The 13,069-nt window shown below is 58.3% G+C and carries 10 protein-coding genes; 8 read left to right on the top strand and 2 right to left on the bottom strand.

The window, feature by feature from the left end; genetic code table 11:
- Positions 1 to 128: 128 nt before the first annotated feature.
- Both panD and pgi read left to right on the top strand, forming a co-directional pair.
- Complete coding sequence (gene panD / locus AC1DSG_RS03740) at positions 129 to 509, top strand: aspartate 1-decarboxylase (RefSeq protein WP_003228271.1); 381 nt, start codon at positions 129 to 131, stop codon at positions 507 to 509.
- 210 nt (positions 510 to 719) lie between these two features.
- Positions 720 to 2,384: a glucose-6-phosphate isomerase gene (gene pgi / locus AC1DSG_RS03735; protein WP_477789652.1), complete on the top strand. Its 1,665-nt coding sequence runs from the start codon at positions 720 to 722 to the stop codon at positions 2,382 to 2,384.
- Positions 2,385 to 2,569: 185 nt separating this feature from the next.
- Here pgi and AC1DSG_RS03730 read toward each other — a convergent pair whose 3' ends face one another.
- Positions 2,570 to 3,205: a response regulator transcription factor gene (locus AC1DSG_RS03730; protein WP_477789651.1), complete on the bottom strand. Its 636-nt coding sequence runs from the start codon at positions 3,203 to 3,205 to the stop codon at positions 2,570 to 2,572.
- A gap of 10 nt (positions 3,206 to 3,215) precedes the next feature.
- The gene (locus AC1DSG_RS03725; protein WP_477789650.1) at positions 3,216 to 5,486 is read right to left on the bottom strand and encodes a PAS domain-containing sensor histidine kinase; all 2,271 of its coding nucleotides are present in this window, start codon (positions 5,484 to 5,486) and stop codon (positions 3,216 to 3,218) included.
- A 230-nt stretch (positions 5,487 to 5,716) separates the two neighbouring features.
- On the opposite strand from AC1DSG_RS03725, the gene AC1DSG_RS03720 reads away from it, so the two are divergent.
- The 6 genes from AC1DSG_RS03720 to AC1DSG_RS03695 all read left to right on the top strand — a co-directional run bounded on the left by AC1DSG_RS03720 (position 5,717) and on the right by AC1DSG_RS03695 (position 13,057).
- Positions 5,717 to 7,339 carry an acyl-CoA synthetase gene (locus tag AC1DSG_RS03720; protein WP_477789649.1) on the top strand — a complete coding sequence of 541 codons (1,623 nt, stop codon included), beginning with the start codon at positions 5,717 to 5,719 and terminating at the stop codon, positions 7,337 to 7,339.
- A gap of 123 nt (positions 7,340 to 7,462) precedes the next feature.
- On the top strand, positions 7,463 to 7,789 hold the full coding sequence (locus tag AC1DSG_RS03715) for a DUF485 domain-containing protein (protein ID WP_477789648.1): 327 nt from the start codon (positions 7,463 to 7,465) through the stop codon (positions 7,787 to 7,789).
- Complete coding sequence (locus AC1DSG_RS03710) at positions 7,789 to 9,459, top strand: cation acetate symporter (RefSeq protein WP_477789647.1); 1,671 nt, start codon at positions 7,789 to 7,791, stop codon at positions 9,457 to 9,459. Before AC1DSG_RS03715 ends, AC1DSG_RS03710 begins: the two co-directional genes overlap by 1 nt.
- A 68-nt stretch (positions 9,460 to 9,527) precedes the next feature.
- Positions 9,528 to 11,300 carry an acyl-CoA dehydrogenase C-terminal domain-containing protein gene (locus AC1DSG_RS03705; RefSeq protein WP_477789646.1) on the top strand — a complete coding sequence of 591 codons (1,773 nt, stop codon included), beginning with the start codon at positions 9,528 to 9,530 and terminating at the stop codon, positions 11,298 to 11,300.
- A gap of 548 nt (positions 11,301 to 11,848) precedes the next feature.
- On the top strand, positions 11,849 to 12,127 hold the full coding sequence (locus AC1DSG_RS03700) for a DUF2790 domain-containing protein (protein ID WP_477789645.1): 279 nt from the start codon (positions 11,849 to 11,851) through the stop codon (positions 12,125 to 12,127).
- 279 nt (positions 12,128 to 12,406) lie between these two features.
- Positions 12,407 to 13,057 (top strand): hypothetical protein, encoded by a 651-nt coding sequence (locus AC1DSG_RS03695; RefSeq protein ID WP_477789644.1) that lies wholly within the window; start codon positions 12,407 to 12,409, stop codon positions 13,055 to 13,057.
- Positions 13,058 to 13,069 lie beyond the last annotated feature (12 nt).

The raw sequence follows: 13,069 nt of genomic DNA, 5'->3' as shown, positions 1-13,069 counted from the left end.
GACCCACCGYCTTCGCTGGCAAGCCAGCTCCTACATTGGTCTCCCGCGTCAATTCCTACATCGTATTGCTGCCCTTTGAGGCTTCGGGCAAACTGCCCGCCGTTCGATTCCGACCTTGGAAAACACTCATGCACGCCATCATGCTCAAGGCCAAGCTGCATCGCGCCGAAGTCACCCACGCAGTACTTGATTACGAAGGTTCTTGCGCCATCGACGGCGAATGGCTGGACTTGTCCGGCATCCGTGAATACGAGCAAATCCAGATCTATAACGTCGACAACGGCGAACGCTTCACCACTTACGCGATTCGTGGCGAAGAAGGCTCGCGCATGATCTCGGTCAACGGTGCCGCCGCCCACAAAGCCAAGGTCGGCGACCGCGTGATCATCTGCGCTTACGCTCATTACAGTGAAGCCGAGCTGCTCAACTTCAAGCCGCGCATGCTCTACATGGCGCCCGGCAACGAACTGAGCCACACCAGTAATGCCATTCCGGTTCAGGTTGCCTGATCAGGCCGTTTGTCGGACCGTTCCCGGCTTCGATGTATAAATGTACTGGGATCGAATCCGACAAAGCCAAGACAGATTGCAGCGTGAGGTTTACTGTATTCGCCCTGTGCCATGAAATCGTGTCGACACAGTTGACCGGACGCCTACCCGCAGCGCTCCGGGATTTTTAGTGTTCACAAAGCCGTTCAAGTAAAAAGGAAACCCGCAGCGATGGCGTACTACCGCACCCCTAACGACGTGACCGCTCTGCCCGCCTGGCAAGCGCTGAATGATCACCGCCAAGCCATGCAGGATTTCAGCATGCGCGAAGCCTTCAATGCCGACCCGCAGCGTTTTACTCAATTTACCCTGAGCAGCTGCGGGCTGTTTCTCGATTATTCGAAGAACCTGATCAACGCCGAGACCCGCAATCTGCTGGTGGGCCTGGCCAATGAAGTCGACCTCAAGGGCGCGATCAAGTCGCTGTTCGAAGGCGAAATCGTCAACGCCTCCGAAGGTCGCCCGGCCCTGCACACCGCGTTGCGCCGCCCGGTGGGCGACAAGCTGTCGGTGAATGGCGTCAACGTGATGCCGGAAGTGCACAAAGTGCTGAACCAGATCACCGACCTCGTGGGCCGCATCCACGACGGTTTGTGGCGCGGTTACACCGAGAAGCCGATCACTGACGTGGTGAACATCGGCATCGGTGGCTCGTTCCTCGGCCCGGAGCTGGTGTCCGAGGCGCTGCTGTCCTACGCCCAGAAAGGCGTGCGTTGCCACTACCTGGCGAACATCGATGGCAGTGAGTTCCACGAACTGACCATGAAGCTGCGTGCCGAGACCACGCTGTTCATCGTATCGTCGAAATCCTTCAATACCCTCGAAACCCTGAAGAATGCCCAGGCCGCACGCGCCTGGTACCTGGCTCAGGGAGGTTCGGAAGCCGAGCTGTATCGTCACTTCATCGCCGTTTCCAGCAACAATGCCGCGGCGGTGGCGTTCGGTATTCGCGAAGAAAACATCTTCCCGATGTGGGACTGGGTCGGCGGTCGTTACTCGCTGTGGTCGGCCATCGGCTTGCCCATCGCGCTGGCCATCGGCATGTCGAACTTCAAGGAACTGCTGTCCGGGGCCTACACCATGGACCAGCACTTCCAGAGCGCGCCATTCGAACAGAACATGCCGGTGCTGCTGGCCCTGCTCGGTGTGTGGTACGGCAATTTCTGGGGCGCGCAAAGCCACGCGATCCTGCCGTATGACCACTATCTGCGCAACATCACCAAGCACTTGCAACAGCTGGACATGGAGTCCAACGGCAAGAGCGTGCGTCAGGACGGTACTCCGGTGTCCACCGACACCGGCCCGGTCATCTGGGGTGGTGTCGGTTGCAACGGTCAACACGCCTATCACCAGCTGCTGCACCAAGGCTCCCAACTGATCCCGGCCGACTTCATCGTGCCGATCGTCAGCTTCAACCCGGTGTCCGACCACCACCAGTGGCTGTACGCCAACTGCCTGTCGCAGAGCCAGGCGCTGATGCTCGGCAAGACCCTTGCCGAAGCGCAAGCCGAGCTGCGTGACAAAGGCATGAGCGAAGACGACGTGCAGAAACTCGCGCCGCACAAGGTGATCCCGGGCAACCGTCCAAGCAATACCTTGGTAGTGGAACGCATCAGCCCGCGTCGCCTCGGCGCACTGGTGGCGATGTACGAACACAAAGTCTTCGTGCAAAGCGTGATCTGGGGCATCAACGCCTTCGATCAGTGGGGCGTGGAGCTGGGTAAGGAACTGGGCAAAGGCGTCTACAACCGCCTCGTCGGCAGTGAAGAAACCCCGGCTGACGATGCCTCGACCCAAGGCCTGATCAACTACTTCCGCGGCCGTCACCGCGGTTGATGTCCACACCGCCCTTATAGGAGCAGTGCTACCGTTGATGCGTTTGCCATGCAATATTTACCGTTGACCGGCTCAATGCCAACGCAAGAAAGCTCGCGCCTAAAGGCGGTTGGTCAACGTAAAGACGACCATTGCAGTGGAATCCAGACGCAACCAACAACATTGGAAATACAAAGAGCCAGGAATCAACGCAACTTCAGCGGATCGACCATCCCCGCCGCGATGGCCATACCCACCAGGTCCGGCAACGTGTTGGCCTGCATGCGTTTCATGACGCGCGCGCGATACAGATCAACGGTTTTCGCACTGACGCCCAGTTGCTCCGCGATTTCGCGGGTGGTGTAACCCTGCACCAGCGGTAACAGGATATCGCGCTCGCGCGGGGTCAAGGTCAGCATGCGCGCCTGCAAGGCTTCGTGGCCCTGGTTACCCGAACGGTTGGCGGCACAGTTGCTGAGCGCCTGTTGCACGCTGTCCAGCAACAGCTGTTCGTTGTAAGGCTTCTCGATAAAATCATGGGCACCGGCCTTGAACGCGCGCACCACGATCGGCACATCCGCATGCCCGCTGACGAAGATGATCGGCAGGTTCAGTTGGCGCGCGCGCATTTCTTCCTGCACATTCAATCCGCCCATGCCGGGCATGCGAACGTCCAGCAGCACGCAGGCATCGAGGCTTGCATCACAGGCATCGAGAAACGCGACGCCACTGGTAAACGGCAAGGCCTTGAGCCCGACCGATTCCAATAACCAGATCGTCGATTCGAGCATGCCCTGGTCATCATCGACCACATACACAACGTGCTCCGTTACACCTGCCATTACCTGATTCCTATTGTTGTTTTGTTGGGCCGGCAAGCGGCAAGCGGCAACACATCAGCAGCCCGACAGGCTGGCGCCGGGCATTCAATTCGCCACCGAAACCTTCGATGATGCTGCGGCTCATGGACAGACCGAGCCCCAGGCCATCGGCCTTGCTGGTGTAGAACGGGGTAAATATCTGCTCCAGTTCCGTCTCGCTGACGCCCGGCCCTTGGTCTCGCACACGGATTTCCACACAGCCGCCACTGCCCTGCTCCACGGCCATCACGATCAAAGAAGGCTGCCCGGGATGTTGCTCACGGTTGGCGTCGATGGCATTGCGCAACAAATTGAGCAGCACCTGTTCCAGCAACACGCGGTCGGCATAAACGGGTGGCAGATTATCCGGCAGTCGATCCTCGATTGTCACTTGGCAATTAGTCGCCTCCCAGGCACACAAACGCACGGCTTCACGGGCGACGTCGGTCAAATTCAGCGCCTGCATGCGACGCTGTCCCTTGCGCAAAAAGGAGCGTAAACGCCGGATCACTTCGGAGGCGTGAGTGGCGTGATGGGTAATGCGCTCCAAGCCTTGCTTCACTCTTGCGGCGGCCTGGGGATTGGAATCCAGCGTCTGTAAATAGTGCTGGCTGGCATTCGCATAATTGACCACGGCAGCCAGCGGCTGGTTGATTTCGTGGGCGATCCCCGAGGCCAGTTCACCGAGAGTGACCAATCGTGCGGTGTGTGCCAGTTCGTCCTGATGACGGCGCTGCTGCACTTCCCGCAGCTCGCGCTCGGTCATGTCCCGCGCGACCAACGAGTAATAACGATTGCCCCCGGCGGAACGGTGTGCCAGTAGTACCAGCGACACCGGCACCGATGTGCCGCCGCCCGGTGGTTGCAACCGCGCATCGGTGCTCCAGACACCGTCGCGCTCGGCGCTACTCCAGCCATCACGTTGCAGACGCGCAAAATCGCCGCTTGCGAATAACGCGGCCAGGGCCGGCATTGGTTGATGCTCATCAATCACCAGAATGCGTCGCGCGGCTGGATTGAGGTAAGTGACTTGCCCCTCGGGGTCGATGAACAACACCGGATCGATGTAGGCCTCGACCACTTCGGCCAGGCGTCGTTTGTTCTCCTCGGCTTGCACTCGGGCCGTAATGTCCCGTGAGATGCTGACGACTTCGACCACCGCCCCGGTGTAGGTTTCCCGGATCGCCCGGCTGGCGGTTTCGAACCACAGGTAATGGCCGTCGCGATGGCGGATGCGATAAGTCATGGTGTGATAGCCATCCTGCTCAAGCGCATCGCGCGCGCGTTGCACAAGGCCGGTCAAATCCTGGCGATGAAACAGGCCCTGGGCCAGTTGGCCGCGCAACTCTTCGGGCCAGTAACCGAGCAAAGTCCAGGATGCCGGGGACGCATCGAGAACGTGCCCATCCGGTGTGTGTCGGGAAATCAGGTCGGTGGTGTTCTCGATGATCAAACGGTACAGACGTCGTGCGGTAGTCGCTTCACGCGCCGCCAGCATTTGAGCCGTAGCGTCGCGGCAACGGGCGAGCACTCGGTTGTCCTGGGGATCGGGAATAAACGTCCAGATCAGTATCTGTTCTTCGAATTGAGCCTCGACGCCTTCGACGGCGCGCTGCTGGTCCAGGCAGGCACGAACCAGCACCCGATGATTGACCGGTAAAAAGCCCAGCACATCGGTCAGGGGCTTCTCGGCGAGCAGCGACAACAGTGCGGCGTTGAACTCCAGTGGGCGGCCTTGTGCATCGAGCAACAAGCTCGGTTGCGGATCATGGCCCAGCAGCGGCGAACCACGCAGCATGCCGTTTACGCTGCTCAGCAGCGTTGTCAGCAAATCCTGCATCCAGCCCAGCCAATCGAGGCTCACGCCCTCGCACACTTCTACCAGCAACAACCCCGGCTGCCCCGGCTGCAAGGCCAGATCAAACACCTGGCCATGGCTGATCGCGGCCCGCCGCAACCGGCCGGACAACCAGCAATCGAGTTGACGGACTTGAGCCAGGTCCAGACGCCCTGCCTCGACCAAGTGCTCGAAGAGCAATTGATCGCTGGCCAGCGCCGGGTCGCCAAGTCCTGGAGGAAAATGTTGGGCGGCGCCCTCATGGCTGTAGATCCGCGCATTGGGCTGCCAACTCAGGTAAACCGCCCGCTGTACTTCCGGGCAATCCTGCAGCGCCCGACACAACGCATCGGCCCGCGCGGCCAGAGAAACACCCTCGCGCTGCAAGCGCAGCCAACTGTGCAATCGAACTGGGGTCAGGGTCATTGCGGGTCTACATTGTCAGGGAAACCAAGCATATACCAGCCTTGGAGGGCTAGCGGGAGCGATTCAGAGCCAGAAGAAGAACATATAGTATATATACCATACACCATAGGTTGTACTTCCATATGCGAGGCTGAATGTTATATAAAGTTGACCGGAATTTGAAGGTGGCCTCGGCGACTACGCTGCAAGGTCAACCATAGAGCTAACAATCAGCCATCGAGTACCCGCACATGTCTATCTATGAACAAGGCCTAGGCCCGTCGGCTGTCAACCACATTGCCTTGTCTCCGCTCAGCTTCATCGAGCGTACCGCCAGCACTTATCCGAACCACCTTGCCGTTATCCACGGATCGATTCGCCGCACTTGGGCGCAGACCTATACCCGTTGCCGACGTCTTGCCTCGGCGCTGGCCGGTCGCGGTATCGGCAAGGGCGACACAGTGGCGGTGATGCTGCCGAACATTCCCGAGATGCTTGAAGTGCATTTCGGTGTGCCAATGATCGGCGCTGTGCTCAACCCGCTCAATGTCCGCCTGGATGCCGAGGCGATCGCATTCATGCTGCAGCATGGCGAGGCCAAGGTGTTGATTACCGACCGCGAGTTCCATGGCGTGATCCACGCGGCGCTCGGCATGCTGGATCACCCGCCTCTGGTGATTGATGTCAATGACCCGGAATACGGTGAAGGACAAGCCGCTAGCGATCTGGACTACGAAGCACTGCTGGCCGAAGGCGACCCGGCATTCGACTGGCAATGGCCGGTCGACGAGTGGGAAGCCATTTCGCTGAATTACACGTCAGGCACCACCGGCAACCCCAAGGGCGTGGTTTACCACCATCGCGGCGCTTACCTGAGCGCGTTGGGTAACCAGATGACTTGGGCCATTGGCAACCACCCGGTTTACCTTTGGACCCTGCCGATGTTCCATTGCAATGGCTGGTGCTACCCATGGACCATTACCGCTTTGGGTGGTGTGCACGTATTCCTGCGCCGGGTCGATCCGCAGAAAGTTCTCACGCTGATCCGCGAGCATCAGGTCACTCACCTGTGCGGTGCGCCAATCGTACTCAATGCCCTGGTGAACATGCCTGCATCGGCGAAAGCGGCCATCGATCACCCGGTCAATGCCTTGGTCGCCGGCGCTGCGCCACCGGCCAAAGTGATCGGTGCCGTCGAAGAGATGGGCATCAAGGTCACTCACGTGTTTGGCCTGACCGAAACCTATGGCCCAGTGACGGTTTGCGCCTGGCACGCCGAATGGGATGAGTTTCCTCTGGAGCAGCGGGCGCAAATCAAGTCGCGACAGGGCGTGCGCTACCCGACGCTCGAAGGCGTGATGGTCGGCGATAGCACAACGTTGGAGCCAACCCCACGTGACGGCCAGACTATCGGTGAGATCTTCTTGCGCGGCAACACCGTCATGAAGGGCTATCTGAAGAATCCGACCGCCACGGCCGATGCGTTCGAAGGCGGCTGGTTCCACACGGGTGACTTGGCAGTTTGGCATCCCGACGGATACGTCGAAATCAAGGACCGGCTCAAGGACATCATCATCTCGGGCGGCGAGAACATTTCCACCATCGAACTCGAAGGCGTGCTCTATCGCCACCCGGGTGTACTGGAAGCAGCCGTGGTTGCGCGTCCCGATGAGAAATGGGGCGAAACGCCCTGCGCGTTCGTCACCTTGAAGGCTGATCATCACGACGTTCGCGAGGCTGACATCATCAGTTTCTGCCGCGAGCATCTGGCCGGATTCAAAGTGCCGCGCACAGTGATCTTCACCCTCTTGCCCAAGACTTCCACAGGCAAGATCCAGAAGTATGTGTTGCGCGACCGGGCCAAGGCGCTCTAACCCCATCTGACATTGCATCCATCAAGCAGCAGGTGTTTGACCTGCTGCTTTGGATTCGTGCAGGCCGAATTCGGCTGTGCGCTGCCCTGACATACCGATAACAAAAACAATGTGGAGCTACTGATGAGCGACATCCATTCAACCGATACGCAACRTTGCGAACGCATTCGGCGCAATCCGAAATTCATTCAACTGGTGAGCACCCGTTCACGCCTGGCCTGGTCGTTGAGCGCCATCGTATTGGGCTCTTATTACCTGTTCATGCTGGTGGTGGCTTTTGCCCCGCAGTGGCTGCATGCACCGCTCGGCGAACATCAGATGATGACCTTGGGCATGCCGGTTGGCGCGGCAATCATCGTGTTTTCCTGGTTACTGACCGGTTGGTATGTCTACAGCGCCAATACGCGCTTTGACGCATTGGGCGCAGCCATTCTCGAGGAGAGCAAGTGATGACTCTGTTACGTAAACTGATCCTCGCTGCTACTGGTCTGCTGCCAGTCTCCGTTGCGCTGGCCGCACCGGCGATGGGGGTGGTGGAAAAGCAACCACTGAACCTGAATGCGATCGGCATGTTCTTCGTGTTCGTCCTTGGCACGTTGGCCATCACTTGGTGGGCCGCGCGCCAAACCAAATCCACCTCGGACTTTTACACGGCGGGCGGTGGTATCACCGGGTTTCAGAATGGCTTGGCGATTGCTGGCGACTATATGTCCGCAGCCACCCTGTTGGGGCTTTCCAGCCTGGTATTCGCCAAGGGTTACGATGGCTTTATCTATACCATCGGATTCTTCGTTGGCTGGCCCATCATTACCTTCCTGATGGCCGAGCGCCTGYGAAACCTCGGACGCTATACCTTCGCTGACATCGTTTCCTATCGACTGGACCAGAACAAGGTACGGATCTTCGCAGCCTTCGGCTCGCTGACGGTGGTGTGCTGCTATCTGATCGTGCAGATGGTCGGTGCGGGCCAACTGATCAAGTTGCTGTTCGGCCTCGACTACCCGATTGCGGTGATGATCGTTGGCGCGCTGATGCTGGTTTACGTGATCTTCGGCGGAATGATCGCCACAACCTGGGTCCAGATCATCAAGGCTGTACTGCTGCTCGCCGGCGGCACCACCCTCGCGGTGATGTCCATGTCGCAGTTCGGATTCAGCTATGAAACCCTGGCCGACAAAGCCGTCAAGGTTCACGCCAGTGGCTGGAACATCATGGGCCCAGGCTCAATGCTCGCCGACCCGATAAACACTGTGTCGATGTCGCTGGGGCTGGTATTCGGGATCGCCGGACTGCCGCACATCCTGATGCGTTTCTTCACCGTGCCTAGCGCCAAGGAAGCGCGCAAGTCGGTGTTCTACGCCACCGGTTTCATCGGCTTCTTCTTTCTCGTGGTCTGTACCCTGGGCTTTGTCTCAATGGTGATCATAGGCACTGATCCGCAGTACTACGTCAATGGCGAAGTCGGCGGTGTCTTGATTGGCGGCGGCAACATGGTTGCCATGCACCTGGCCAAAGCTGTCGGCGGCAATCTCTTCTTCGGCTTCCTCGCCGCTGTAGCGTTCGCAACCATCCTTGCGGTGGTGTCCGGTCTGGCGTTGGCCGGTGCTTCGGCGATTTCCCATGACCTCTACGCCACCGTGTACAAGAAAGGCACCGCGAACGAGAAACAGGAAATGCGCGTGACCCGCATGGCCACTGTAGGCTTGGGCATCATCGCGATTCTGCTGGGCATTGTGTTCGAGAAGATGAACGTCGCCATTCTGGTGGGCCTGACGTTCGGCATCGCCGCTTCGACCAACTTCCCGGTGCTGATCATGGCCATGTACTGGAAAGGCCTGACGACCAAAGGTGCGATCCTGGGCGGTTTTGCCGGCCTGATCTGCGCACTGGCACTGGTCATCCTGTCGCCACCTGTCTGGGTGACCGTACTCGGTCATGCTCAAGCGATCTTCCCGTACGACCATCCCGCCCTGTTCTCCATGCCGCTGGCCTTCCTGGTGATCGTCGTGGTGTCCAGACTCGACCGCAGTGCACGCGCCGACAAAGAACGTGACGCCTACGCCGACCAATTTGTTCGAGCTCAGACCGGCCTCGGCGCTGCCGCCGCTTCGAACCATTGATTAAAAGGGCACGGCCCGCCTGTGCGGCGCTGTGCCCGTGACACAACTGTCCCAACGAGGTTTACGTTATGCCCGAATTTAAAGCCCCGCTGCGCGACATGCGCTTTGTGCTGCACGAAGTGTTCGATGCCCCGGCCATGTGGGCGCGCCTGCCCGCCTTGGCCGACAACATCGACACCGATACGGCAGACGCCATTCTTGAGGAGGCGGCAAAAGTCACTTCGCACCTGATTGCGCCCCTCAATCGCAGCGGCGACGAAGAAGGCGCGCAGTGGCATGAGGGGCGCGTCACCACCCCCATCGGTTTCAAACAGGCTTACGCGACCTACATCGAAGGCGGTTGGGTGGGACTGTCCGGCAACGCCGAGTTCGGTGGTATGGGCATGCCGAAAATGCTGGCCGTGCAGTTCGAAGAAATGCTCTACGGCGCCAATTCAAGTTTTGCGCTGTATTCAGCATTGAGTTCCGGTGCCTGCCTGGCGCTGGATGCCCACGCCAGTGACACCCYGAAAAACCTCTATCTGCCACCGATGTATGAAGGCCGTTGGGCCGGCTCCATGTGCCTGACCGAGGCCCATGCCGGCACCGACCTTGGGCTCATCCGCACCCGCGCCGAACCTGAGGCTGACGGCAGCTACAAGATCACCGGCAGCAAGATTTTCATCACCGGCGGCGATCAGGACCTGACCGAGAACATCGTTCATCTGGTACTGGCCAAACTGCCGAACGCGCCTGCGGGCGCGAAAGGCATTTCACTGTTTGTCGTACCTAAAGTGTTGGTCAATGCCGACGGCTCCCTCGGCGCTGCCAACGCCGTAAGTTGTGGTTCGATCGAACACAAGATGGGCATCAAGGCCTCCGCCACCTGTGTGATGAACTTCGACGGTGCCAGTGGCTGGCTGGTCGGTGAAGAGAACAAAGGCTTGGCGGCGATGTTCACCATGATGAATTACGAACGCCTGTCCATCGGCATTCAGGGCATCGGCTGCGCCGAAGCGTCCTACCAGAGTGCCGTCGCCTACGCTCGGGAACGCATTCAGAGTCGGGCACCCACCGGCGCCGTGTCCCCGGACAAACTGGCCGACCCGATCATCGTTCACCCGGATGTGCGGCGCATGCTGCTCGGCATGAAAGCCATGACCGAGGGCGGCCGCGCATTCGCCAGTTATGTCGGGCAGCAACTGGATCTGTCGAAGTTTTCCAACGATGCCGACGAACGCGATAGTGCACAGGACCTGGTTGCGCTACTGACGCCGGTGGCCAAGGCGTTTTTTACCGACACTGGCCTGGAAAGCTGCATCAATGGCCAACAGGTTTTCGGCGGCCATGGCTACATCCGCGAATGGGGCCAGGAACAATTGGTCCGTGATGTGCGCATTGCACAGATCTACGAAGGCACCAATGGCATCCAGGCATTGGACCTGCTTGGACGCAAAGTGCTCGCCGATAAAGGCATCGTGCTTCGCCAGTTCACCGGCGAGATTCGCCGTTTCGCCGCTCAGCCCGATGCACTCTACGCCACACAACTGCGCGATGCCGTGCAGCGGCTGGAGGACATCAGCGACTGGCTGCAGGACAGGGCGGCAACCAACCGCAATGAAGTCGGCGCTGCCTCGGTGGAGTATTTGCACCTTTTCGGTTACGTCGCCTACGCCTGGCTCTGGGCGCGTATGGCTCAGGTTGCCCGGAAAAAGCGCAGCGAAGACGAAGATTTCTACGACGCGAAAATCGCCACTGCCGAGTTTTACATCCACCGCTTGCTACCACGCATTTTGAGCCTGGAACAATCCGTTCGGGCCGGCAGTGCCTCGTTGTATGGCCTGAGCGCGGAACAGTTCTAACGATTAAGCGGACGTAGCGTCTTTTTTATCCATTAGCCCTCGTCCCTATGGCGAGGGTTTTCCACACCTGTACATCCCCATGGACATCGACCCCCATGGTTTACCGCTTTAGCTTTCCGGCCCTGCCACGTAAACGATCAAATATGCATTTCATTTCGTTGTTGTCGGCACCTGAAGGAGCGTTCCTGCGAGAGTAGCGCCTCGGATGACTGACTACTATGGGTCGCTTTCTGTCCTTCGCGACAGGCAAAAATCAGCCAATACCCGATATTTCTCCAAGTTCGATAGCTGGCGTTTTTGGTCCATGTACGGTCACAACCACCACTGTCATGACATGTTATGACCTCATGCAAAAAAGGAGTTTTGCCAACAAATACGGGGTTTAAAGGACGAATGGTCGAGGGGCGTCAAGCGCGGGGAATTGCTGGGAGTTTGCAGCCGCTACAGGCTCTTCAGGCAGGCGCGTTCGTCGCGGTTTAGTGAACTTCACCTCCAACACGTGTCACATTAAGCCCCCGTTAAGCGAACTTCAGTGGAGGTACAACCTTATGAGCATGGCCACAATTGTCAGTGCCGTAATTTCCAGTCTCGCACCAAGTATGTTCGACCAGAACAACCTGCTTGAACCCGGCGCGCATGTATCAGCCGTCGAATACCACTACGGAATGGAAATCGATGTGAAACGGGTACTGCAGCGCACCGATACATCCGATAAGACCGGCATGGTACCGGTGACCCTGGTCTACGAAGACAGCGAGGGTGAAGTTCACAAGATTCGTTTCCTCGAATGGGGTGGAAGCCCCGCCGACCCCACCAGCATTGCCTGATCCCCTCGCCGTTAGGGTTCCGGGGCTTGCCTGCCCCCCCCAGAAGTGGAAGTTAAACCTCATATGCACAAAGTGCGGATGATGTTTTTTGTTACCTGAAAATTGACATGAGCGAATGATTAAAAGTCAATTCGCAAAACTCACTTTTATCTTGGCAGCGTAATGCTGCAAGATTAACTAATAGAAACTGCTGAATCTAAATGGCAGTCAGCAACGGTAAACTCAAGTTAAGCCGTGCTGAGCGCCATGTTGATTCACTGTTACAACCAAGAGGTCACCATGGAACTTAGTATGTTTTCTTCGTCCACCGTGGAATATTTGCGTTTGGGCGTTGTTTATTTTCATCTTATCGCCTGCTGTGTGGCAATCGGGCTGGTTTTGACCAGCGACATTGCAATGATCAAGCAACTCCTGAAGGGGGATGCGTCAGGTCACCATGATGATGCGCACATGGAAAGCCTTCAAAAAACCGTAGTCGTTGCACTTGTAGCTCTTTGGATTACGGGCATCGGTATTGTCGGGATAGATTATGCCGGCAAGGGGATGGAGTATTTCCTCAATCCAAAACTACAGGCCAAAATCGGCATAGTTGTGCTGTTGACCTTTAACGGCTTCCTGTTGCATAGCGCTGTCATGCCCGCTTTGAAGAAAGCCGGTTCGTTACTGAAGCTCACCTACAACCTGCGCATGCTGGCGCTGTTCTCGGGTGCCCTCTCTGGCGTGTCGTGGTTCTATGCCGCCATGCTCGGTGTGGGTCGCCCGCTGGCCTGGAAGTACTCGCTGGTCGAGTTGCTGGCAGCCTATCCGTTTCTCATCGTCGGTGGATTCGGGATGATGGTACTGCTCACTGCCTGGGCAAAAAGCAGAGACGCTGAAGGGCGCATGGAACAAGGCACCTGGGCACTAAGAAACACCGCCCTGGCTGGATGATGAGGCCACGTT

This window comes from Pseudomonas sp. P5_A12, from assembly GCF_056400685.1.
Note: the sequence above shows the minus strand (reverse complement) of the source record. Positions and strands in the feature narration are given on the sequence as shown.

Bases quoted from the DNA above. Each gene is read 5' to 3' on its own strand.
- panD (WP_003228271.1), top strand. From the start codon at position 129: ATGCACGCCATCATGCTCAAGGCCAAGCTGCATCGCGCCGAAGTCACC.
- pgi (WP_477789652.1), top strand. From the start codon at position 720: ATGGCGTACTACCGCACCCCTAACGACGTGACCGCTCTGCCCGCCTGG.
- AC1DSG_RS03730 (WP_477789651.1), bottom strand. From the start codon at position 3,205: ATGGCAGGTGTAACGGAGCACGTTGTGTATGTGGTCGATGATGACCAG.
- AC1DSG_RS03725 (WP_477789650.1), bottom strand. From the start codon at position 5,486: ATGACCCTGACCCCAGTTCGATTGCACAGTTGGCTGCGCTTGCAGCGC.
- AC1DSG_RS03720 (WP_477789649.1), top strand. From the start codon at position 5,717: ATGTCTATCTATGAACAAGGCCTAGGCCCGTCGGCTGTCAACCACATT.
- AC1DSG_RS03700 (WP_477789645.1), top strand. From the start codon at position 11,849: ATGAGCATGGCCACAATTGTCAGTGCCGTAATTTCCAGTCTCGCACCA.
- AC1DSG_RS03695 (WP_477789644.1), top strand. From the start codon at position 12,407: ATGGAACTTAGTATGTTTTCTTCGTCCACCGTGGAATATTTGCGTTTG.